The following is a 23,237-nucleotide window of genomic DNA, read 5'->3' on the forward strand; positions in this document are numbered from 1 at the left end:
CCTTTCGCGGCAGGCACAGGGAGGGTAGCCCAGAAAGTAATTCTCCAGAGCTTTGGCGTATTGACGAGCGTCAAGTCACTCGTGATTACCGGGGGCGGTTTATGGCGGAGGGCGTCGAAGGGCTGTTGCGCGACAAGAGGCGCAAAGCCGGAAAGCCGCCACTTCGCCCTGACACTATGCGGCGCGTGGTCGATCTGGCACCTGGAGCGCCGCCAGGCGGTGAGCTTGCGGTCGGTCCAGCAGATCCTCAAGGTTCACGAGCTCGCACGGGACCGCATCCGGACGTTCGGACTATCGAAGGACCCGGATTTTGCCGCGAGCTTCGGGAGATCGTCGGCCCTGCGCAAACCCACGCCGCCGGAAGCAAATCCCGGCAAGAGCTAATAGAGGTCACCGATCCAGCGCCTCGAACCGATCCTTCGCCTCCTGAATTCCGCCGGCAGCATGAGCCTTCGCATAGAGTTCGCGCGCTTTCGCAGCATCGCCGCGCGTTCCGTATGTCCCCCATTTAGAAAGAATGATGGGGTCATAGGTCTCCGCGAGCGTGAAGCTCGCCAGAGCGCTGCCCATCTCGGCAGCCCGCTCAAGTACTGTCCGCGCCGCGCTGATGTTGCCCTGGCCGAGCAGCGCCCTGGCGCGCGCTATCAATCTGGCCACTTCCGGACCGTCTTGCGACACTACAGCCGCGGTTTGCTCAGAAGCGACCGGTTCTACAGCTTGCGTGACCTGCGCGATCTGGCTGGTCGCAGCGGGCTCAAACGTAGCGCGCGGATCAATCGCGCCTGGCTCCGGTTCACGCGCCATTGCCATTTCGCGCGACGGCCCCTCGGGCCCGTCAAGTTCCCGCTGCAGCTTCGTCAGCATCGCTGCGTTTGTCTCCAGTTCGCGGCGCACCATCGCCAGTTCACCTTCTTGCTCGCGCAACTGGGTATCGCGCGCATTTATCTGGAGATTGCGCGCTTCTATGATGCCTCGGGCCTGGGCAAGAGCGTTTCTAGCCTCGGCAAGCTCATTCGCCAAAGCCTCGAGGCGCTCCTCCTTCTCGAAAGACTGTCGCGCTTCGGGTGCTGAACCCACGAGGATTCGCCTGCCCTGCGCCCCGGTCTGCGCGTTCACTTCATCCGCCACGGCGTCGTGTTGGAGCGCCAACAAGCCGGTCTTGCGCCGGCCCTGACTCGGCAACAAGGTCTCTTGCTCGACGACTTGCCCGCCGGTCGTGTTGATGCGAGCGGTATCGACTTGACGGGCGTATTGCCTCACATACAGGCCAAGGAGCGCCGCAACGATGAGAGTTGCGATGGCGAAGGAAGCCGCAAATCGTCGCCGCGCACGCGGCGCGTGCTTCTGTTCGATCCGCGCAGTCTGCACCTCGAATGGGTCGACCGTCACCGGCACAGCCGTCGCAACTGAACCAGGCGCAACGACGTCGCTCGCCCCCGCCGATCGTGGTGGCGCGGCCCGGTTCGAGAAGTCCTGCGAGGGCTTGCTCGATGCTTCGTCCTCTTGCAGGCGATATGCGTCACGCGATATTGGATGCCAATGTGTCGGCTTGATCCTGCTTGGCTCGCCGTTTTTCCTCATCCATTCGCCCGTCTCCGCCGACCAGTGAGCGATGTCATAGGTCCCACTTGCGACATCCACGAGGATGACAGCCTTTCCATCCTTTGGTTCGGTGTAGGTCGCGCGACGCACGTGAAAGACGCCTGTTCAGATATTGTTATCGGCTGATTTTCTCTTCAGTTCGCCAATATAGAGTACCCCGTGGCAGCGCCTCCAGCAGTCCCTTACCGGCGCCGGTCGAGCGGTCCTGAGCAATGTGCGACGACCTCGCTGGATGGAAGAGAAGCCTCATTAATCACTCTTGCTTTCAATCTTGGCGTGCGGAACGTGCAAATTCTCCACCAGGAGCCCCACCTCCAACTTGACGCTCGTCAATAGCGAAACTGTCAATCGTCGCTAAAAGCCGACTACAGGTTTGGAGTGGCCCTTGGCCCGTTAACAAATTAGAGGTTTGGATTGACCGAGGCCGGGCTTTGAAAGCCGTTGCCAAACACCCTTTCCCAGGACTTGCGGGCGAAACGTTCTACGCCTTCGCCAGCCGCCACGGTGCCTCGCGCAACGTCATCCGTTTCCAGGTGCGGAAGCTTGAAGCGGCAGCATTCGATGACGTGGCCAGCGCAGTTGACCTCCTGCAAGACCATAAGAAATGCGCTGCAGGACGCTATGTGTTCGCTTGAAAACGGGTATTGGTGGCGGGATTCGTAAAATGCCAAACGTTACAAGTCGATTGTCACTGATGCTCGTTCTTTATGTGACCAACACAGCGTCACTATTTCTCGCTTTCAAGGCCGCGGCTTTAACGTTGAGTCCCAGTCAGAATGTGCTTCTGCTAAGTATCCATTCGGTGAGCATGTTTGCCTCGCAAATTTCGGACCTCGGGTACTCTCGACCGGCATACCGTAACTTGGCGCAGAGACCGGACCTCGCGGAACAGGCAAGCTATTACTATAAAGTCAATTTTCAACGTTTCTTGACAATGCTGCTCTGCCTGCCCGCTGCGTACGTTTTCATGCCTATATCCGAACAGCCTTTGGTACCAATCCTTGGAATACTTCTCGTTGTCGGTCTTTCGTTACGGTCTCCCTGGCTGGTTGCTGCCAACGCGAGCCTTTTTCGTTTGTATTCCATCTCAGAGATAATCTGCTCCTCGATGGCTGCGGCGATTTTCGTTGGAATTATTTTACTCGAATATCACCCAACGCTGATTGTTATATTGAGCATCCTCGTGGCCGCCAGGCTCGGACCGGTTCTATTTATAAGCGAACGTTTATCTCGCTATGCATCCTCGGCGGTTATGTTCCGTCTTGACCGGGAGATTTTTCGCGAGTCGCTTGCTTCCTTGGGGATAAGAGTGATCATGCTGGGCTCGCACTGGTCCAATGGATTCTTCCTCGTCGTGTTATTCACACAAGCCGAAGTTGGCCTGTACCTGCAGGCCGACAAGCTGTTCTATGGGGGTGTTGGATCATTTGCGTTTTTGGCTCAGGAACTGGTGAGGTTAGCAAGCGCCGGCCATTTCGAACGAGTGCGGTGGTACGTTTTAGCAGCCATTTGTTTTCTGATGTCTTCTGTTGTCGCGGTTTGCTTTGCGATCTCAGCGCCTTTATTTTTGAAGCTGGTGTTTTCGGCAGATTACATCGCGGCGGCGGAGCCGCTGCGATGGATGCTAATCGGATTTCCGCTGCTAGCAACCAACTTCACGCTATCCAATGCCTATCTGCATCGCCGGCATCACGACGGATTTGCGCTCAAAATGGCTTCCGTCGCGGTGTTCGCCAATTTGCTGACCGTCGCTGCCGCTTATTTCTTGATGCGTCCGAATGCTGCCGCTTTTGGCGTGATCGCAAGTGAGGGAGCGGTATTTGTGTTCCTGGCTTATATGTTCCGAAAGGGCATCCAGTCCAAGGGAGAAAACGCTTCCGAGGCGGTGCGAGCAGCCTTGGTTCAACCCAGCAAAACGAGCGCGCTTATAGTAAGCGGCAGGGGCAGCGGGGCGTCCGAGTTGGCCTTGGCCAACGTCGAAACCCGCCGCATCCAGGCGGGTCGCTCGCCGGATGGAAGCGGCGCAGGTTGAGCGACTTACGTCTTGGAGAGTTGGTGCGCGGCACGAACTGCGCCGGCATGTTCAGCCGCTTGCTTCTGTCCTCGCCGATCCGATCCCAGGCTTACTTTGCCAGGCGAAATAGCAGGCTTAGAGCTTTTGCGGTTTTTGGGTAGATCCGTCGAGCGGCGCAATCATCTTACGGATCCGCTCTGCCACGGCCCGGGCACCGGCCTCGCCTTCAGTTGATTCGTAGGAATGTTCGGCGAACAACCTGACAGCCTGAACCTGGTCGAGGTCAAAGAATGACTTCACTGCACCCCAACCCTCAAGGTCGCGGAATAGCGGAGTGAGTTCCATATTGGTCTTGTCAAGTTCGTACGACAAACCATCCTCCGCGAAGATGCCCGAACTGCACGCAAAACCCACAGCGCAAGCTGCTGTGTTGCATGGGCGCTGGTTCAGCCAGAGAAACCCCGCACGCTGGCTCTTAAACTTACCCCAAATTTGAAGGTCAAACCGGGTTTCATCGCTGTCCCGGTAGCCCTCCAAAAGTACCGCCAGACGTTTCAGACGTTCGCAGTTCATTCTGCCTTCCTGCTCGCTGGCGAGATATGATCCGACCGAGGCAGACGCGACCCCGGCGTCTCATAGGTCATGGCCCGAATAACCATAGCACTCCCGACAGAAAACATACTGGCGGGCGCTAAGTTCCAACGCCACGCTTTAACTCCATTGGTGTGATGGTAGTGGTGCGCCGCAGCAAGGATTAGCAAAGCTTGTTGCCGAATGTGAAATTACTAGGTTCATCAGCTTTTGGCTAACAGCATCTTGCCGGCGGCGCCGGCTCTTTGTGGCGTTGACATAGAACGTTTCCTCGCAGTAGCCGGACCTTGCACCAAGGCGGCACGCACCGCGTCCGGTGTTGACGGAGACCATGTCGAAGCGGCGCTGCCAGAGATGCTGTTGTTCGGTGTAACCGGGGCACTCGCGGAAGACGAATTTGTTGGAAGCCGATTGCTTTCAGCTCCAGCCAACTGTTGTCGGTCCTACGGACCGGCGAGGCAAGGCGCTGGCGTGTCTGCGTGACGTCGGATGGTCGGATTTGCTTCGGGCGCCGCATCGACGAGCGGTGGGGGCGGGTTCGCCCGAAGCTGCGAACTGCTCCCTGAATAGAAGCGAAGAGTGGACCATTGCGTCGAGAGTTCGATCCAGTTGCTCATGCCAGCTCCTGGATTGTTGGCGAAACTGCTCACAAATTCGACTGTCGAGTTCCGCCACCAGTCGGCGCCAACGTTGGCGACGAGCTTCACGTTCGGATCATCCTTCCTGATATCCATCTGCACGTATACTCCATCAACGCTTCCGGCTGCATACGTGCCTCGTTTCGTCAGCCAGAAATGAGTATTAAGCCCGGTCGTGGGGATGCCGAGGGCCACGCTGCCATCTGGCAACGCTTTCATCCTCATCTCGATGCCTGCCGCTCTAGCAAAGTCGGCGACAAAGTGAGCTCCAGCGACGTCGTCTGTGGCCTGATCTTGCACCAATATCCATTCTCGGTTCGTGCGGACATGGACGTAGGTTTTTGCATTGGCAACTAAAATGTTCCCGTTTGGATTCGAACGCGCAGGCGAGCCTACCTTCGGATAGACCTGCCCCCATCCAGTGACCGCCGTGAAATCCGAAGGCGGCGCGTTGCCGCCCGGAGGCTTGTACGAGCCGTTGCACCAGGCGAAGGTCGTGGGCACTCCGACGGCGTATCCCTCGCTTTGACCCGGAGTATTCTGATTAATCGCATCCAAAATTGGTAAGGCTCTTGTCTGGTCGTCCGAAGATGCTTCCAGTTGGTCCGCTCGCACTGGATCTTCCGGTACGGCACAAAGGGTCAGAGCCGCGCCGGTTAGCACGACCGATATCGCGGATTTGCTCGCGAGCAGACGCAGTTCCAAATACCCGGCAAATGCAAGCACCGGGAATACGAACGTGAGCTCGTATGGGCTGAACAGCATGTTGGTTGTTCCCCCAAGCCAAAGCTATCCCTCCCGTTCATGGTCAAATTGACCATCCTCAATATCACCCGTGCGAGATGAGGGGCAGACCATAGTGATACGGGACGACCATCCGAATCCCCCTCCGCTGTTCCGACAGGCTCATGGCAGCCTGTAGATGCGCAACCACAACGCGCCTGGCAGCGGGCCGTACCATTTTTAGAAAGAAGCTCGCGAAGGGCGACCGCATCGAGCATGTGCTCGGCCAGATATTTCTTCTCCTCCAGCACCCCTAGCCGCTTCGCCTCGGAGACTTTCATGCCGCCGACTTGGCCTTCTCATGCTGCCAACAAATGCGCTTCAACTTCCCAACATCCGCACAAGACTTTTTCCCGCGTGTTGCAAGCCATCAAACAAGTGCGACGCGTCCGCCATAAGAACGAATAATAGTGCGTGGACAAGATACATGCGGCCCTCAAACAACCTGAGTGAGCGCTCAAATAGCATCCGCAGGTAAGGCACTTTATCGAAAAGCAGGACAAATCCCGGTCCTAGAAGCAGCGAGCCAACTACGTCGCTCGGATAGTGCCAACCGACAACGACCCGAGGGATCGCGATAACCGCGGCGACCCAAAGAAGACAAATCAACCCGACCACTCGATTTTCTAACAGGATTACGGTGGCTAGAGCGAAAAACACAGTCGCCGTGTCACTGGGAAACGACCCTGTACGATCCCAATTCGAACCTGGATCGATTATGTTCAAGTGAAGTGCCGGGTCCAAAATTGGACGTGTATGCGTAGCAAGATGAAACTGTAACCAAACCGACAGGACTGTCGCGAGACAGACCGCAAGAAGTGCAACCAACATTCGGCTGCGCCGTCTTATGCAATCGCGGGAGAACCATAAGACGAACCAAGCAAAGAATATCGGAAATCCTCTGAACAGCGCATTACTGGCGAGCCCCCATACATAGTGGGGCCCATCAAGTCCAACAAGCGAGTTTAGGGTCAGCAGAAGCTCTCGATCCCAATTGCCGTCTAGCATTGGACCTCCGTGCAAATCTAGACCAAGCCGCCCGCTTGGAACGTACTAGGGCGTCGCTGTAAATTCAGCCATCAGGGTCCATTGAATCTTTGCCTTGGCGCTGTCTGAGAAGATCGCAGATTGGGCTTTTTTGATGCAACTGTCGGGCTATTCCGCCGCTTGAATTTCCCTTAAATGGTTGCGCACTGACCGTCTGACGACTTCCTCGATCGCAGGTCCTGCTTCCTCACTCTCCTCTCGACGGATATGCGCAAGTTCTAACATCAGTGCAAATGCCGAGCCCAACGCTATGCCGCCCACCAATGCCAGCAGGAATAGGTGTGCTGCTCGCGGAAACACCGGCGTAGGTGATTTTTCTGCGCGTTGAACCACTCGAACGCTCGACAGTTGGGTCTGCTTGGCAATATCCTGGTTAATCTGTTCCTCGATCACGCGGCTTCCGTAATGGTCAGCCGCGGCTGACGCTCTGGTGAACACGCGTTTCAGGCGGTCGTATTCTGCCTCTTTTGACGATAGAGCGGCCAGTTCTTCATCGATCTTTTCGAGTTCGGTCATAAGCAGTTTTTCGACTCTGAGTGAGCCGTTTAGATCAGTGTTGACCTTCAGCAGATTCGCCATGGCATCCTGGTACACCTTCACGAGAAGCAACGGCGGCGCATCCTCGTTTTGGACTGTCCCGACCGCGTTTTCGGTTGCCTTGTGATCGCGCCCGCGGAGGTCATTCACGATCGCGGTAACGGTCCTGGATTGGTGGACAGGTCGTAGCGTCATGAGCTGGTCCAGAATGGCCTGTTTTTGGCCTCTCCGGTCTTCGATCGATCCGCGCGTCGAGGCAATCAAGGAGCCAAGCGCGTCGGCTCGCTGAAGAAGCAGCTTGCGCTGCTCTTCGACGGAATAAATCGCGGCCGTGACTGAAAAATTCCGAAGATCCGTTCCTGCTTTCTCTGCTTGCTGTTCCAGTCGCTTCGTCTGCTGCTGGAAGAAAACGTCGGCGCCGGGAATTTGAACGAGATCGCCCTGCGTAGCTATCAATGCGTTCGCAAGTTCGTTCAGGAACTTTGCGGCGATGGCAGGATCACGATGGCGGAATGACACCCGCAGGATATCTGACCGCCCTTCTGCCCTGGCGGAGATGAGATCGCGCAGCCTGGCAATCAGCTGCTGATAATCATCATTGGTTTCATTCGGGACCTCTTCGGCCCCGTTCGCCTCAGTTAGCGATTTGAGAAAACCGAGCCGCTCAGGTAGTCCTTGCAGAGGGCCGGATGCCAGCCACTCGCGCACCGCTGAAGCGAGGCCTGGCTCGTCTTTCTGGAATAGACGGCTAAAGCCAACTTCCGAGGCAGCCAAGCGAATGACTTGGTCGGTTGTTGCAATCCGTGCCAGCGACTCAATGCGACTCGTCAGGTCGGGACCTTCCCCAAGGAGGCTACCCGTCGATCGATCCTTGATGCCCTGTCCAACGCGCAACAACGTGTATGACTCGTAGCGCTCGCCGACGGTTCTATGGAAGAGGAATGCCGCAGCTGACGTGAGGACGAGGGCGACAACTATTGTCCGCCGCCGTCGCCATAGAATTGGCAGCATATCAGTCAGCCAGTGAGCGTAGTTAGTTCCATGTCTCACGACCAAGGGCTCCGGTATCAAAGTAAACCGCGCGTTGAGTTGTATGAAAAGTAACGCCCTATGGCGTACTGCCGAGTTGACGGTTATCAAGTTACGGGCCTGTCCGACCCACGAAATTGGCGAGGCCCGCGCTCAGCTTTCTGTGCGCAGTCCACTACGCAAGCTTGCTCGCGTCGATAACGGAAATCGGGAGATGGTCGACAGTTAATGCGGTGTGGCCGACGGCCTTCGGGAACTCGAGGCAGCCTGCGCTGCGTGACGCCGTCCATTCCGTCGACGTCGCGCTCAACATGATGACTTCATTGTTGAAGCCACTCCACCGGCCAACATAACGCCAGCCACATTGACGCTTCGCCATGCGCAGATCGCCAAGTGTGCCCACTGACAACCTCCGGCTGGTCGGGACCGGCAAGATCCATCAGGCCATCACCATCGCGAGAAAAATGGCGTCTGCAGTGGCGCGAAGCGAGGTCGATCGAGATCAGGATCTGCAACGGCCGGCGAGGCCGGGCTCGCCGGACATCTGACCCGCAAGAACTCCATCGTCCTCAACGAACTGCAGTATCTTCCGTTCGCACAATCCGGCGGCCCAACTGCCGTCCCACCTCATCAGGCGCCTTTACGAGCGCACCTCCGTGATCGTCAGCACCAGAGGCCGTAAGGCTGGGATCGGAGTTGACGCTCATCAACTCACGTTTGGCCGCTTCGCATACGTTTTGGTCGGAGAGTATCAAGCGCCACTCCTAATCAACTCCGGAGCAACGACGAACGAGGCAGGAGAAGCGAATGAAAGTACTCATTCTTGCCGGAGGCTCTGGAACGCGGCTCAGCGAACACAGCTGCGTGGTTCCGAAGCCGTTGGTTGAGATCGGCGGCCGGCCGATCCTCTGGCACGTCATGCAATTGTACTCTTACCACGGTTTGAACGAGTTTGTCATCTGGTGCGGCGACAAGCGGTCGATCATCAGGGACTACCTTCTCGACTATATGCCTTACCCACGCCACTTTACGCTCGACCTCCAAAGGAACTCTATCGAATTTCATCAAAACGCAAGTGAGCCTTGGAAGGTCACGCTGATCGACAGCGGTGACTCGACAATGACCGGCAGCAGGGTCAAGCGGATAAAAGATTGTACTGGCAGATCGACGTTCTGCCTCACCTATGGCGAGAGTGTCAGCGACGTAAACATTCGCGAGCTGATCAGTTTTCATCGTCAACAAGGGGCACTGGCGACCGTCACCGCTGTGCAGGAACCGGACGGTTTCAGCGCAATCAGCCCATCTTCCGAGCGGCCGGCGGTCGCTCGCTTCCTCGAAAAGGACGTCCGTGACGGACAGCTGATGAACGGTGGATTCTTCGTTTTGGAGCCGGAAGCCCTCGATACGATCGAGGATGACAGCCCCGGCTGGGAGAACGAGTTGCTTGCGCGTTTGATCGAACAGGACCAACTCGCGGTGTATCGGCACCATGGCTACTGGCAGAATGTGGATACCCTTACGGACCAAGCAGCCCTGCAGGAACAGTGGGACAGCGGCAAACCGCCTTGGTGCGTTTCGAATGGTGAACCTGCGATGCTGCTGCAGGAAATTCAGAGGGCGCCTAACCTGCGATGACCGCTCAGACCGACATCTGAAAAGATAGCCATGCCTCCTCAGTGCTCGGTGCCAAATTGCTCGCTGAAGCGATCGAGGTCGACACCGGCCTTTATCAGCGGGTTTGCTTCGTCGACGGCCGCACGTCGTCGATGGTTATCTCCAAAGACATGCGCCAACTACCGCAAGCGGAGCTGACAGGAGTAGATGCCTTCTTGCATCGCGCCGACCTTTCAAACGACTTCCTCGGGAGAGACGACCCCAATCACGATTGAGCTCAATCATCGCGGGTCGGTCCAGTTTGCGAAGAAATGTGAGGCCTCCGGCGTTGCACATCTTGTACACCCTTCATCCGCAGATGGCCGACCAGCTTCGCAGCGATAAATGCGGCTTCTGTCCGATTGCGGGCGCCGAGGGCGTGCAGCAGACCAGTTGTGTGAATCTTGGTTGTCCCCTCTGCTATATCCAAGAGCCTGGCGATTTCCTTGTTTGACATACCTTGAGCGATCAGCGGCAGTATCTCATTTTGCCGACGCGTAAGCTTAAGTGCCTTCAGCCACGTGTTCGTTGAGAACGAAATATCCGGACTAAAATCGTGACCCTCCACGATCCAGCGTGGAACATATATCCGCCCATAGAGCAGTTCCTCGATCGCCGCGACCAGTTCTGCGTCCGATTGAAGCTTATTCACGAAGCCATGAAATCCGGCTGAAAGATAATTCAGCACGTCGGCCCGAGTGCTCGAAGTCGACATGACTGCAAAGTAGGTCGTCGGGCTTAGTTTGTGTGCTTCCTTTAGCAGAGCTAGCAAGCCGGAGCTCAAAGAGCCGGCGTCGACCAGGACCAAGTCAAAGTACTGGCCATTCGATGAAAATTCAAACGGCGAGGCCTCGACTACCTGTGCACCGTGAACCTTCGCCTCGATCAGCTCCCGTATGCTGCGCCGGTAGGCTCTGTGCTCGTCGATCACCAAAATCACAGACATGCCCCCTCCTGCAGACCCTCGACTAGCAGGCTGTAGAAAAAGTCGATTTGGCTGTGAACGTAGCTGAATCTAAAAGAGACCAAATAAATTAGAATCACATCGGGAAACACTGCTCTCTTTTCAACAGCCTGCTGTCCTTAAATCTCATCCCTATAATCTGGCTAATATGCTTTCGCGCGTGACGAGTGACGCGACCTGCCGTCCATAGGTCCGCCCACGGACGCAAAAATACAAGATGCCCTTTGGAGGTAAGGAAATTGGACTACCACCTCTTGGCCAGCGGCCCTCTCGACATCCTTAAGGCGCACCGATCCGACGCCGCTAACAGAAGTGGGAAGAGCCGGTTCGATCGTATTCCGCAGAAGTCGTGGGTCGATCTGCTCCGTATGACAGAATGCGTTCCCCAAGCTTCGCGAAAGGACACCCGACAGCCGCGATTGTCTGGATGGCCCGGATGCTATGTCACTTCGCAACCGAAACGTCCAGCCGACAATCTCCGCAATTTCGCTCACGGTAACATTTTGGGTTTCAATGCCGGCGTCTCTGAGGTCCTTCTTTCATCCAGCGATGAGCAGGCTCCCGGATTATATGAGCCTATTTGTCTCGGTGAAGCAGCGGACGGGCGCGTCGCCCCGGCGCAGCGCAGCGTCCCGCGCCGGAGGCGCTGCGATTGGCCTCAGCGGCCGGCGTGAGATTGCCAAGGTCACTTCAACCACATGAATCCTGGCGGAGCTCTCGTCACTGCTCGATCGTGCATCGAGACACTGGAGCGCTGAGCGTTGCATGCGACGGTCAAGCCACGATTCTGTTGGCAATCGACTTTGTCTCTCAAAGGCTGTTGTAGAACCGGACATAGTGTAAGCTGTAGAGCCCGGAAATGGTGCGCAGAGATGGTGCACGGGGCTATCATGTCCGAAGCCCGATCGCATAATTGGCCTAGACCGAACGCACTATTCGGAAACGCAGGTGGACTAGTGCAGTAAGCCAATTTGCTCCAGCGTTCAGATATGCAACCCTCCGCAAAGCAGGAGGGGGTAGGCAAATGAGTATTCCGCAAATCGGCGCTTCCGGCGCAGCACCACTGCCCTACGGCTTGTCCCGCGAAGAGCTCGTCAAGAACCGTCGCCAATCGAGGCCAACGCTTATACCGCGCGGACGAGTGCTCTTTTGGGAGGGCGAGCATCAGCCTCAGAAAATCAAAATTGTAGAGGGCGTGATCCGGGCAGTTCGACTGCTCGAAAATGGAAACCGGCAGATCTTGGCTTTCTATTGGCCGGGCGACGTGGTCATGCCCACTCGATCATCATGTCAGCGGATAACCGCCGAAGCGGTAACCAATTGTCGGGTGCAACATTCGGCAGTTTCAGGCATCTGCCAACAGGACGAACCCTGCGGTGCCCATCAGATCCTTTCCGAGACGTTGGCTCTTGTCGTTACCATGAGCCAGAAGAAAAGCGTCGCCCGAATCGCGGACTTCCTCTTGCGCATCCGGAATCACTTGCCTGAAGACCCGAGACGGCCGTTCGCGCTATTGCTGCTGCTTCCACGGGCCGATATCGCGGATCACTTGGGTATGTCGCTCGAAACGGTTTGCCGTACTCTCGCTGAATTCAAGATGAAAGGGCTTATCGATTTGCCAAACCGCAAGACGATTCGGTTTGTCGATTTGCCGGGTCTCCTGCGAATAGCCGGCGATTAGGCTCACAACAGCAATACTTCTATTTCTCGCGATGACTCGCGATGAAGAGGTATCCAATGTATCTAGCGCGTGAGAACAGCATTGCGGCCGATCTGGCCCACTCTAATTCTCTCGGAAAGCTTGCCGTCCCGATTTCGCTCAACGTTGTGTCGCCAGCAGTTGCGATATTTGACCTTATCTGGATAGTGATGTTAGGCGTCGCTGCAGGCCTTCTGTACGACTCCGTGGCCCTTGGCGGTAGTGGCAAGGCACAAGATTATCTTGGCTCAGGCATCGCTGTGGCAGCGCTGTATTCGACGGTTGGTCATGCGGCCCAACTCTATCGCGGGCCGAATCTCATCCGGCTCAAGTGGCAAGTGGAACGCTCCGCGTTTATCTGGCTGACGGTATTTGTACTTCTGGCATCCATTGCGTTCTTGCTGAAAATTGGGGCAGCATTTTCCCGTGGCGAGATGCTCTTGTTCTTTACCAGCGGGATGTTTGCCACCGCGGTGATGCGCCTGCTCGTTGCGCACGTTTGCACCTTCGTCATCTCCTCAGGCGCCCTGAAGCCCGCCCGGGTAATTCTGGTCGGACTGGCAGACGAGCTTGCCGCCAATGAGGCTTTACCTGCATTGGAAAGATACGGCTATGCCGTGGTAGGCGTTTTCTCGCTGCCTGCTGACGGACATCGGGCGTTCGATGAAGACGCATTGAAGGCGCGCCTGCGGGAAGTGACCCGCTACGTCAGAGACATGGATGTCCACGAGATAATCGTAGCGATTCCGTGGAGTTCAACGGACCTTCTCGATGAGATTGAATGCGAGCTGCGAGTACTCCCGGTGCCAGTCAAACTTGTGGCGGACGCAACAACAGGCCGTGTATTGGATCGCCCAGTGTCCGAACTGGGTCCGACGAAGGCAGTACAACTTCAGCGGGCTCCGCTAAGTGCGATGCAGCGCAATTTGAAGCGATGCATGGATCAAATATTTGCGGCTGCGTCTCTAGTTCTCTTGGTGCCGTTTTTGGCCGTAATCACTGCGGCGATACGTCTGGAGTCGCCGGGGCCGGCGTTATTCCTTCAAACGCGGGTCGGCTTCAATGGACGACCGTTTAAGATTTACAAGTTCAGAACGATGTCAACGCTTGACGATGGTCCGGTCGTCGTGCAGGCAACCAAAAAGGACCGGCGCATAACTCATCTCGGTGCACTGTTGCGGAAACTCAGTATCGATGAGTTACCGCAACTGCTTAATGTCCTGCGTGGCGAGATGTCGTTGGTCGGTCCACGTCCGCACGCACTTGCGCACGATAATGAATATGATCGGCTGATTGCGACTTACGCTATTCGACATAAGATGAAACCTGGCATCACTGGCTGGGCGCAGGTCAACGGACTCCGCGGTGAAACGCCGGAAATTGGAATGATGGAACGTCGGGTGGAGAACGACTTGTGGTACATTGAGTCCTGGTCGCTGTGGCTCGATATCCGCATCATGCTTTTAACCGTCATCCGAGTCTTGCGTTCGGATAACGCTTATTGATCCAGACGACTGCCCGTTTGCGGCGCGCATTTTGGCTTGGAAAGGCACCCTGCAGGCGCGACTACTCTGCGCATGTGGGAGTCCGGCCTTTCCCAATATCGGTGTTAGTTGACCTGCTACCGCACTTTTATCCAGCCAACCGAAAGGATCGTTCCGCCGAAGGTCGCAATGACCGGGAAAGGTGAGACGCCCGAGGTGCAGAGGATCTTGTTCTGTTATTGAGAATCCTCAGATTGATGAGGCCTACCGCAGCTATGCTGCGTGCTCTCCTCCGGCTAGGGATGAGCAAATGTCGCATCCAGATAAACTGGGCGCCGCATACCAGCGTCGTGTAGACGACGCTGCTGGGACGGATGTCCGTAGGAAAAACCTTGATTGGGCGCTTCTGGTAGTCACATTCGCCTTGGTCTGCACGTTAGGGTGGATCTACCTTTTGTTATGGGGTGCTGTACGCGTGTTTCAGGTCATCATCTCCTGAACGCGCGGCCCGACGCCAAACTTGCCCCAAAAACCGCTCGTCGGGAATATTTGAGTCAACCCGAGCGCTTATTGACGAATCTCAACTTAACTTCAATCCCCTAGTCTAGAGATCGACCTTAGGTCGACGCCTTCAACCAAGCAGCCTGGCAGAGAGCGGTCCGGCGAGGCCTAAGCGACTGTGTGATGAAACGTAAACTGCGGGCTCTGAAAAATGATCCTCTCAGGAATCGAGCTCACGGGCGCATACACCGTTGCCATTGATCACCGAAAAGACAATCGCGGATACATCGCCTGCGTGTTCTGCGAAGACGAATTTCATACGCGTGTGAGCTTTCTCGGCTCTCGCCGCCGGTCGTTCACTACTTTGACACAACCGGCCCGAGATACAGCATTGAGATGGCTACGAGGCGATATGCGACATACACACAGAAAAGGCCGCTGAGATGAAGACAATTTTGTTCTGCGGCGGTCTCGGCACGCGCATTCGGGACGTATCCGAAAGCATCCCGAAGCCGATGATCCCGATCGGCGACAAGCCGATCCTTTGGCACCTGATGCACTACTACAGCCAGTTCGGCTACAAGGACTTCGTCCTTTGCCTTGGCTACAAGGCGAATGCAATCAAGGAATACTTCCTGAACTATAAACCGCAAACGTACGCCGACTGCGTGGTCACGGGCTTCGGCAACCAGGTCGAGATCCTCGGCGATCCGCAGCAGGACTGGCGCATTGCGATGATTGACACCGGCATCTGGCGCAATATAGGCGAGCGGCTGTGGGCCGTGCGTGAGCATGTCGCAGGCGAGGAGATGTTTTTCGCCAACTACAGTGACGGTCTTTCCAACGTTAATCTGCCTGAAATGGTTGAGGCCTTCCGCGCGAGCGGAAGGATCGCCTGCTTCACGGCGGTGCGACCGTCCTTCAGCCTGCATCTGGTTGATGTACGACCGAGCGGGAAGGTTAGGCGGATCCGCGCCAGCCAGGACGCCAATCTGTGGATCAACGGCGGCTTCTTCATCTTCCGAAGGGAGATATTCGACTACATGCGCGACGGCGATGAACTCGTCGAGGCGCCGTTCCAGCGCTTGATCGAAGCCGACCAGCTCATGGCATTCCGGCACAAGGGCTTCTGGCGACCGATGGATACTCTCAAGGACAAGCAGATACTCGAGGACCTCGTCGAAAAAGGCACGATGCCTTGGCTCTTCAATCGGAACTCCGGGGCTGCTTCGGTCGATGCCCAAAGGAAGATTGGATGAAGCTCGTTAGACTTGCTGGTTCGGGTGACCGCCTGTCCGTTCTTTGTATCGGCGCTCATTCGGACGACATCGAAATCGGCGCCGGCGCAACCATACTCGGCTGGATCGATCGCGGCGTGCGCTTGGATGTTCACTGGGCGGTGCTCAGCGCCGACGGTCCCCGGGCCGACGAGGCGCGTGCGTCCGCGGAGGCATTTCTGGCCAATTCAGAGCGGTCTGTCATCGAGCTGGCGGAGTTCAAGGACGGCTTCTTCCCGTACCAGGGAGCCGAAATTAAAAATTGGTTCGAGGCGCTGAAACGGCGCGCTTCGCCCGATGTGATCCTGTGCCACTCGCGTATCGACGCGCATCAGGATCATCGCGAGGTATCCATGCTGACGTGGAACACGTTTCGCGACCACGCGATCCTTGAATACGAGATCCCCAAATGGGACGGCGATCTTGGCCAGCCGAATGTCTTCATCCCAGCCAGCAGGCCGCTAATGGAGCGCAAGGCAAAGCTGCTTTACGACCATTTCGGCACGCAACGCTCAAAGGACTGGTTCGACGCGCAAACCTTCATGGGTCTGGCGCGGCTGCGAGGTGCGGAATGCCGAGCGCCGGACGGATTCGCGGAAGCCTTCCATGGACGGAAGATCGTCGTGCAGTGAACAGGGTAAACGGTCATGCGTGTAATGGTGACGGGTCATTTGGGTTACATCGGAACCGCGATGGTTCCGATGCTGCTGCGGTCTGGCCACGAGGTGATCGGACTCGACAGCAATCTCTATGAGCGCTGCACCTTTGAGGCGGGAGGCAGCATCGCGCCTGTGCCGTATATCCGCAAGGACATCCGCGACGTCGCGCGCGAAGACCTCACAGGGCTCGACGCCATCATCCATCTATCCGCCCTGTCCAACGACCCGCTCGGAAACTTTCGCCCCCAACTCACCCACGAGATCAACCACCGCGCCAGCGTGCGCCTTGCCACGCTTGCCAAAGGGGCAGGCGTCAAGCGGTTCCTGCTGGCCTCCTCGTGCAGCAATTACGGACAGGCCGGCGAGGCTATTCTCGACGAATCCGGGGCGCTGAACCCGGTCACAGCCTATGGCGAATCCAAGGTCAGATCCGAGCGCGATATTTCCCCGCTTGCCGGCGACGGGTTCTGCCCGACCTACATGCGTCCGGCGACTGCCTACGGTGTCTCCCCGCGTATCCGCTTCGATATCGTGCTCAACAATTTGGTGGCCTGGGCGGTCACCAAGCGTCTCGTCTTTTTGAAGTCGGATGGATCTCCCTGGCGGCCGATCGTCCACATCGAAGACATTTCGCGTGCCTTCATCGCGGCGCTCGAAGCACCGGCGGATTTGGTCTTCAATCAGGCATTCAATGTCGGCCAGACCGCGCATAATTACCGCATCAGGGACATCGCCGCGATCGTCGCCGATGTGGTTCCGGGCTGCCAGCTCGAGATGGCTCCTGATGCGAGCCCCGACACGCGCTCCTACCGTGTCAACTTCGACAAGATCGCGCGCGTGCTGCCGGCCTTCAAGCCGCAATGGGACGCGCGGCGGGGCGCCGAGCAACTCTACAACGCCTATCGCCAATCGAAGCTGACTCTCGAGGAATTCGAAGGTCCGCGCTACCAACGCATCGGCCACATCCAGAAGCTGGTCGCCGACGGCATCCTCGGAGACGATCTGAGACATCGCCAGGTCGATGCGTCCGGAGCCAATCGCAAGCTTGCCGTCGCAAAGGGCTAGACTGGACGCGAACCGTGTTTTTCACCGAAACAAAACTTAAGGGCGCCTTCATCATCGACCTCGATCGCAAAGCGGACGAGCGAGGCTTCTTCGCGCGCGCCTTCTGCCAGAACGAATTTCGCGCCCATGGGCTCAATCTTGTGATCGCCCAGGCCAACGTCGCCTTGAACGCAAAGAGAGGCACGCTACGGGGCATGCATTTCCAGTATCCACCGGCTGCTGAAAGCAAGCTGGTGCGATGTACGCGCGGCGCCATCCTCGACATCATCGTCGACCTGCGGCCAGAGAGCCCGACCTACCTCGAGCACATCTCGATCGAGCTCAACGAGGACAACATGACAGCGCTGTATGTGCCGGAGCGGTTCGCGCACGGCTTTCAGGCGCTGCGCGACAGCACGGACACGAGCTACCAAATGGGCGAATTTTACACGCCGAGCGCCGAAGACGGGCTCCGCCATGACGATCCGCGGTTAGGACTTAAATGGCCGCTGCCGGTCTCGGTGATGTCACCGAAAGATCGGGCGTTCCGCCCGTTACGTGAGTACGAAGACGAAGTGAAGCGCAGGATGTCGCTCGCAGTGGCGGCCGCATGACGACTACTTCAGACAAAGCGCCTCTACGGCGTCGCTTGATCTCAAATTGTTCGCGGAAGCAGCTATGAGCCAAAATTTTTCGCCAATTCTCGGGACTGCACCCAGCTGCCGTCATTGCGGGTCCAAGCTGACGCTAACGCTGGTCGACCTCGGCCTCTCTCCGGTCGCTAATGATTATGTCGATCCGGCCGATTGCACGAAGGCCGAACCGTTCTATCCGCTCAAGGCATTGGTCTGCCGCAACTGCCGTTTGGTCCAGACCTGCGATATGTTGGCGGCAGGCGACATATTTCGCGCCGACTACGCTTACTTCTCCTCGCATTCGAGTTCATGGCTGAACCATGCCCGAACCTACGTTGAGGATATGACAACGCGCTTTGGCCTTACCGCGGCCTCCCGCCATGTCGAAATAGCGTCGAACGATGGCTATCTGCTGCAATATTCGATGGCAAAAGGTATCAAATGCCTTGGCATCGAACCGTGCGAAAGCGTCGCGCTGGCCGGGAGGGCAAAAGGCATCGATACGCGCATTGAGTTTTTCGGCGAGCAGTATGCACGCAAACTGGTCAGTGAGGGTTGGACCGCCGATTTGATCACCGGCAACAATGTAATTGCGCATGTGCCAGACATCAACGATTTCATGTCCGGCGTAAGGTTATTGCTCGCTCCGGAAGGTGTCGCTACCTTCGAAGTACAGCATCTCCTTAAGCTGATGCAGCTGCACCAGTTTGACACCATCTATCATGAGCATTTTTCGTACTTGTCGTTGATTGCCGGACAGCGCATCTTCGCTAAGGCGGGCTTGCGCATCTTCGACGTCGAATTGCTCAAGACACATGGTGGTTCCATTCGGTTTTTCGTGTGCCATGCACAGTCTAATCATCCGCAAAGTCCTCGCGTGGCGCAGCCTCTGGCGGATGAGCGGACCTACGGGCTAGACGACGATGCCGCCTATGTCGCCTGGAATGATTCAGTTAAGGAAACCAAGCGCGATCTTCTCAAACTCCTCATCGGCCTGAAGGCTGAGGGCAAGAAAGTCGTGGGGTATGGCGCCCCCGCCAAAGCCGCGACACTCCTCAACTATTGCGGAATCGGCAGCGACTTCCTTGACTTCACGGTGGATCGTGCGCCGTCAAAACAGGGGCGCTATCTGCCCGGAGTTCGCATTCCCATCTTCCCCCCCGAAGCTATCTTTGAGGCAAAACCTGATTTCGTTCTGATTTTACCTTGGAATCTGAAAGACGAGATCAAAACTCAGATGAGCGGAATCAAGTCATGGGGCGGCCGATTCATTCTGCCGGTGCCGAAGGCAACCATTGAGGATTAGCTGCTGCAGATCGCTCCAGGATCGGAATTCAGATATCTGGGACCGGGCAAGTCCTGTGAACTATGGAAATGGAGACTGGAAGGCCGCGCCTTTGAACCGGATGTTTGGATCTCCGGCGATGTCCGAGAGAGATTTTGATGCTTAGAACCTTGGAGAACGCAACGGCCTTGGTCACCGGCGCGAGTTCCGGCATCGGGCGGGCAACCGCGTCAATTCTTTCTCGTTCTAAAGCAAGGGTCGCCCTGGTCGGGCGACGGCAGTCAGTTCTTGAAGAACTCGCGACGGAGTGTGGATCTCTGGCATCCGCCTATTCGTGCGATATGACAGATGATGCGCAGCTCGAGAGACTCGCCGCCAGAATACAAACCGATTTTTCTGGGATCGATATTTTGATCCATTCTTCAGGAATAATAAAACTAGGTAAGACGGAAACTGCGCCCGTGGCTGACTTGGACGCGCAATATGCGGCCAACGTTCGTGGGCCTTACATCTTGACCAAATATTTGCTGCCCCTCCTGCGCGCGGTATCCGGACAGATTGTTTTTGTGAACTCATCGATAACCCGCGCAAATAATACCGCCGGCCGCGGTTCTTATGCGGCCACCCAGCAGGCAGTGCATTCGATTGCGAACGCCTTGCGTGATGAGGTCAATGAGGCCGGAGTGAGAGTGACGACGATCTTTCCTGGCACCACAGCAACTCAAAGGCAAATCGATCTTCACGAAATGTCCGGCAAGCGATATGATCCGGATCGAATGTTGCAACCAGAGGACGTCGCTGAAGCGGTGTTGTTCGCACTCACCATTGGCAGAACGGCAGAAATTACCGATCTGTACCTGCGGCCCATGCTCAAGCCTCTGGTCTAAGAGACGTTGCCCTGCAGTTGATGGGGGCTGGACTAACCCGCACGAGATTTTGTGAAGGACGCGATTCACACGATCGGGCTTGATCCAAGATGGCTGGCCATGACCAGCCGACCGGAATTTCTTGCCAGGGAAGCGAGGCATCTAGTGTCGGGCAGGAAGGACTTTTCCAACTCGGAGGAGGTTCCCCCGATCGATCTTCATGGGTTGGTTCGGGAGCTTTTTCCTATCAACCGAAGCCTTACCGGTGCTGGCGTTCGCGAAACGTTGGCGATCTTGGCTAGACATGTCCAATTAGAGGTCAGAGAAGTTCCTAGTGGGACTGCGGTGCTCGATTGGCAAGTCCCGCTGGAATGGAACATTCGCGGAGCGACCGTCAGGACGCTTGACGGTCGCTGTCTGGTTGATTTTGCAAGAAACAATTTGCACGTCGTAGGCTATAGCAAGCCGATTCACAGAGAGGTGAGCCGCGCTGAACTTGCGCAGCACGTCCACACACTTCCCCAGCAACCCGAGCTCATTCCCTATCGGACGGGTTACTTCGCTGACGACTGGGGCTTCTGCATAACGGACAATCTTTGGCAAAAGATGCAGGACGAAACTTATCGCATCGACATCGACAGCGATCTTTCGCCGGGATCACTTACTTACGGAGAGTTTTTTCTCCCCGGCGAGTTGTCGGACGAGGTGCTGATTACGGCTCACATCTGCCATCCGAGTTTGGCGAACGACAATCTTTCCGGAATTGCCGTGGCTGTCGCGCTGGCAATGCGACAGGCGCAGCGCCAGCGACGATTGGGTTTCCGCGTCTTGTTCATTCCAGCAACGATAGGCGCAATCACTTGGCTCGCACACAACGAGAACCACCTCGATAGAATTCTACATGGGCTGGTACTTACATGTGTCGGCGACGCTGGTCGCTTTCACTACAAGCAGAGCCGGAGCGGTGCACCCATAGACGGTGCCATGGCGCACGTTCTGCGCCATTCCGGGCATCCGCACGAAATCATGGCATTCAATCCATATGGCTATGACGAGCGACAATTTTGTTCGCCAGCCTTTGACCTTCCGATGGGCTGCTTGATGCGCAGCGTTCATGGGACTTTCCCGGAGTACCACACGTCGGCAGACAATCCCGATTTTGTGAAACCCGAAGCACTCGATCAATCCTATGCGGTGGTGGCTAGTTTGCTCGACCTGCTAGACGCGAACCGCACATATGTACGAACTGACGGAAGAGGTGAGCCGCAACTTGGACGGCGCGGGTTATATCGGGCGATCGCAGGGCAAAAGGAGGCGGGCGGTGCAACTCAAATGGACCTTTTGTGGGTTCTGAATCTGGCTGACGGCAAATCCAGCCTGTTGGAAATGGCGGATCGAGCTGAGATATCTTTTCATCGCATTCAGAGCGCTGCTCGGCTCGCGCTGGAAGCGAATCTCATCAGAGAGGTCATTCGCGACTAGCGAGCCATCTGTTCCTAGAGCGTTTCATTGCTCTAGCGAGTTGTCTGTTCCGAGCGAGCACACCATTCCTGAACAGATTTGCGATCCCCGGGTGCGGGTTGCCTATCGGGTCCGAAAGTGGACCGGATATTGTCGTTGAGCCCACGATCGCCGAAAGTGACGGGAATTTCGCTTCCAATCCATGAGTAGCCTTCCAGAGCCGATCGTGCGTTGTGAACTAGCCAGACATGGAAATTCCTTCGGCGTGCTCGTCCCTGATCTCCGGCCCCGCGATAGCAGGCTCGTTGCACGGCGCAACCGCGCTGCCATGAAATTCATGATTTCGGGCTAATCAAACGGAAATATCCTTTTCCAGTCGTTCTTCATGTCGACCACGGTCCATTTGTTCGCCGCCGCAGCGTCCAGCGCGACGTCGAGCTTCCCGAAATGCGAATGGCGGTCGTAGGCATATTCGCGTTCCGCATCGGTGTGGTGGACGATCAGGCCGAACCGCGCGCCCCCAATGCCGAGTGTCGCCCATTGCAGCATTTCGAGATCGCCGTCGGAGTTGCCGAAAGCGGCGATCGGACGGCGTCCAATGTGCTCGTTGATTCCGATCGGCTTCCCCGCTTTGTCGTCGATGAAGTTGATGTCGGGCAGCCGGAAAAGCGTTGGCGCGCCGTCTTTCGTCTCAAATCGGGTCTTGATCGACGATCCCACGACCTGCTCCGGCGGCACCCCATAGATCCGCTCGGTCCAGGGCCGCATGAACTCAATACCGCCGCCGGATACGATGAATGTCTTGAAGCCGTTGGCCCGCAGGTAGGCGAGTAGTTCCAGCATCGGCTGGTAGACCAACTCGGTGTACGGTCGCTTGAATCGGCGATCACGGGCTGTCGCGAGCCAGTCGGTAACGATCTTTTCGAACTCCGCCGTCGTCATGCCGGCATGTGTGGCCGCGATAATCTCGACCAATCCCTTTTCTCCGGACGCGGCCAGCGCCTTCAGATCGTCGTCAAGCACCGCCGCAAATGGTTGTGTGGTCTTCCATTCCGGATGCATTGGCGCGAGGGCTTTCACGCGATCGAGTGCGAAGGCCAGCTGTGTATACATCGGCTGCTCGATCCAAAGCGTGCCGTCATTGTCGAAGGTCGCGACGCGTTGCTCGGGCGGAACGAAGTAGGGCCCGTTCTGCGTTGTCACACGCGCGACGAAGTCAAGGATTGACGCTTTTGTCGCCCCCTCGTTCCAGGACGGCAGTGGGTCGCTCTGCGCTTGGGCTACCGCGGAAGTGGGACGAAGCGAGGCGGAGAGCAAGGGAAGCATCGCCAGCGACGAAAGCAGCGCGCGGCGGTCTATGGCGGGAAATCGCACGATTGATTTCATGGTTGATCCCTCTAAGGTTCGCACCAGCCAGTTTTCAATCATCAATGGGCGCGCGGCGCCGTATGCACGGCTCCTTCCAGCC

Annotated in this window: 21 protein-coding genes and 2 pseudogenes; 14 read left to right on the plus strand and 9 right to left on the minus strand. The window is 56.8% G+C overall.

Features of this window, described 5'->3' with window-relative positions; translation table 11 throughout:
* Positions 1-390: 390 nt before the first annotated feature.
* Positions 391-1,692: a hypothetical protein gene (locus JQ553_RS25675; RefSeq protein WP_212502817.1), complete on the minus strand. Its 1,302-nt coding sequence runs from the start codon at positions 1,690-1,692 to the stop codon at positions 391-393.
* Between the two features lie 341 nt (positions 1,693-2,033).
* Between JQ553_RS25675 and JQ553_RS25680 the strand changes: the two genes are divergently transcribed.
* Both JQ553_RS25680 and JQ553_RS25685 read left to right on the plus strand, forming a co-directional pair.
* Complete coding sequence (locus tag JQ553_RS25680) at positions 2,034-2,237, plus strand: hypothetical protein (RefSeq protein WP_212502818.1); 204 nt, start codon at positions 2,034-2,036, stop codon at positions 2,235-2,237.
* A 29-nt stretch (positions 2,238-2,266) separates the two neighbouring features.
* Positions 2,267-3,634 carry a lipopolysaccharide biosynthesis protein gene (locus JQ553_RS25685; RefSeq protein WP_212502819.1) on the plus strand — a complete coding sequence of 456 codons (1,368 nt, stop codon included), beginning with the start codon at positions 2,267-2,269 and terminating at the stop codon, positions 3,632-3,634.
* A gap of 117 nt (positions 3,635-3,751) precedes the next feature.
* On the opposite strand, the gene JQ553_RS25690 is transcribed toward JQ553_RS25685, so the two are convergent.
* From JQ553_RS25690 to JQ553_RS25710, 6 genes and pseudogenes are all read right to left on the minus strand, one after another.
* The gene (locus JQ553_RS25690) at positions 3,752-4,189 is read right to left on the minus strand and encodes a hypothetical protein (protein WP_212502820.1); all 438 of its coding nucleotides are present in this window, start codon (positions 4,187-4,189) and stop codon (positions 3,752-3,754) included.
* 461 nt (positions 4,190-4,650) lie between these two features.
* Positions 4,651-5,610 carry a hypothetical protein gene (locus JQ553_RS25695; protein WP_212502821.1) on the minus strand — a complete coding sequence of 320 codons (960 nt, stop codon included), beginning with the start codon at positions 5,608-5,610 and terminating at the stop codon, positions 4,651-4,653.
* A 124-nt stretch (positions 5,611-5,734) separates the two neighbouring features.
* A pseudogene (locus JQ553_RS34645) lies at positions 5,735-5,927 on the minus strand (IS3 family transposase); the annotation flags it as partial.
* 22 nt (positions 5,928-5,949) lie between these two features.
* Positions 5,950-6,636 (minus strand): phosphatase PAP2 family protein, encoded by a 687-nt coding sequence (locus JQ553_RS25700; RefSeq protein WP_212502822.1) that lies wholly within the window; start codon positions 6,634-6,636, stop codon positions 5,950-5,952.
* A gap of 147 nt (positions 6,637-6,783) precedes the next feature.
* The gene (locus JQ553_RS25705; protein ID WP_212502823.1) at positions 6,784-8,109 is read right to left on the minus strand and encodes a hypothetical protein; all 1,326 of its coding nucleotides are present in this window, start codon (positions 8,107-8,109) and stop codon (positions 6,784-6,786) included.
* Positions 8,110-8,416: 307 nt separating this feature from the next.
* Positions 8,417-8,644, minus strand: a complete 228-nt coding sequence (locus JQ553_RS25710; protein ID WP_212502824.1) for a hypothetical protein — start codon at positions 8,642-8,644, stop codon at positions 8,417-8,419.
* A gap of 95 nt (positions 8,645-8,739) precedes the next feature.
* Between JQ553_RS25710 and JQ553_RS34650 the strand changes: the two are divergent.
* The 3 genes and pseudogenes from JQ553_RS34650 to JQ553_RS25720 all read left to right on the plus strand — a co-directional run.
* Positions 8,740-8,912: pseudogene (locus JQ553_RS34650) on the plus strand (IS21-like element helper ATPase IstB); the annotation flags it as partial.
* A 136-nt stretch (positions 8,913-9,048) separates the two neighbouring features.
* Entirely contained in the window at positions 9,049-9,876 is an 828-nt protein-coding gene (rfbF, locus tag JQ553_RS25715) for a glucose-1-phosphate cytidylyltransferase (protein WP_212502825.1), read from the plus strand.
* 41 nt (positions 9,877-9,917) lie between these two features.
* A complete protein-coding gene (locus JQ553_RS25720) occupies positions 9,918-10,130 on the plus strand; it encodes a hypothetical protein (protein ID WP_212502826.1) in 213 nt (70 codons plus the stop codon).
* A gap of 2 nt (positions 10,131-10,132) precedes the next feature.
* On the opposite strand, the gene JQ553_RS25725 is transcribed toward JQ553_RS25720, so the two are convergent.
* A complete protein-coding gene (locus JQ553_RS25725) occupies positions 10,133-10,840 on the minus strand; it encodes a response regulator transcription factor (protein ID WP_212502827.1) in 708 nt (235 codons plus the stop codon).
* A 1,042-nt stretch (positions 10,841-11,882) separates the two neighbouring features.
* Here JQ553_RS25725 and JQ553_RS25730 point away from each other — a divergent pair.
* The 9 genes from JQ553_RS25730 (at position 11,883) to JQ553_RS25770 (ending at position 21,790) form a co-directional block, all read left to right on the plus strand.
* Positions 11,883-12,539 carry a Crp/Fnr family transcriptional regulator gene (locus JQ553_RS25730; RefSeq protein ID WP_212502828.1) on the plus strand — a complete coding sequence of 219 codons (657 nt, stop codon included), beginning with the start codon at positions 11,883-11,885 and terminating at the stop codon, positions 12,537-12,539.
* Positions 12,540-12,595: 56 nt separating this feature from the next.
* On the plus strand, positions 12,596-14,062 hold the full coding sequence (locus tag JQ553_RS25735) for an undecaprenyl-phosphate glucose phosphotransferase (protein WP_212502829.1): 1,467 nt from the start codon (positions 12,596-12,598) through the stop codon (positions 14,060-14,062).
* 923 nt (positions 14,063-14,985) lie between these two features.
* Complete coding sequence (locus tag JQ553_RS25740) at positions 14,986-15,801, plus strand: glucose-1-phosphate cytidylyltransferase (protein ID WP_212502830.1); 816 nt, start codon at positions 14,986-14,988, stop codon at positions 15,799-15,801.
* Positions 15,798-16,451 carry a PIG-L deacetylase family protein gene (locus JQ553_RS25745; protein WP_212502831.1) on the plus strand — a complete coding sequence of 218 codons (654 nt, stop codon included), beginning with the start codon at positions 15,798-15,800 and terminating at the stop codon, positions 16,449-16,451. The genes JQ553_RS25740 and JQ553_RS25745 overlap by 4 nt, the downstream gene beginning before the upstream one ends.
* A 15-nt stretch (positions 16,452-16,466) precedes the next feature.
* Positions 16,467-17,543 carry an NAD(P)-dependent oxidoreductase gene (locus JQ553_RS25750; protein ID WP_212502832.1) on the plus strand — a complete coding sequence of 359 codons (1,077 nt, stop codon included), beginning with the start codon at positions 16,467-16,469 and terminating at the stop codon, positions 17,541-17,543.
* A 14-nt stretch (positions 17,544-17,557) separates the two neighbouring features.
* On the plus strand, positions 17,558-18,136 hold the full coding sequence (gene rfbC, locus JQ553_RS25755) for a dTDP-4-dehydrorhamnose 3,5-epimerase (protein WP_212502833.1): 579 nt from the start codon (positions 17,558-17,560) through the stop codon (positions 18,134-18,136).
* A gap of 64 nt (positions 18,137-18,200) precedes the next feature.
* Positions 18,201-19,463 carry a class I SAM-dependent methyltransferase gene (locus tag JQ553_RS25760; RefSeq protein WP_212502834.1) on the plus strand — a complete coding sequence of 421 codons (1,263 nt, stop codon included), beginning with the start codon at positions 18,201-18,203 and terminating at the stop codon, positions 19,461-19,463.
* Positions 19,464-19,600: 137 nt separating this feature from the next.
* On the plus strand, positions 19,601-20,329 hold the full coding sequence (locus tag JQ553_RS25765; RefSeq protein ID WP_212502835.1) for an SDR family oxidoreductase: 729 nt from the start codon (positions 19,601-19,603) through the stop codon (positions 20,327-20,329).
* A 51-nt stretch (positions 20,330-20,380) separates the two neighbouring features.
* Positions 20,381-21,790 (plus strand): DUF4910 domain-containing protein, encoded by a 1,410-nt coding sequence (locus tag JQ553_RS25770; RefSeq protein ID WP_312015200.1) that lies wholly within the window; start codon positions 20,381-20,383, stop codon positions 21,788-21,790.
* 327 nt (positions 21,791-22,117) lie between these two features.
* On the opposite strand, the gene JQ553_RS25775 is transcribed toward JQ553_RS25770, so the two are convergent.
* Complete coding sequence (locus tag JQ553_RS25775) at positions 22,118-23,095, minus strand: HAD family phosphatase (protein ID WP_212502971.1); 978 nt, start codon at positions 23,093-23,095, stop codon at positions 22,118-22,120.
* Between the last annotated feature and the right edge of the window lie 142 nt (positions 23,096-23,237).

Origin of the sequence: Bradyrhizobium lablabi, assembly GCF_018131005.1 — a bacterium.
GTDB classification, from domain to species: domain Bacteria; phylum Pseudomonadota; class Alphaproteobacteria; order Rhizobiales; family Xanthobacteraceae; genus Bradyrhizobium; species Bradyrhizobium lablabi_D.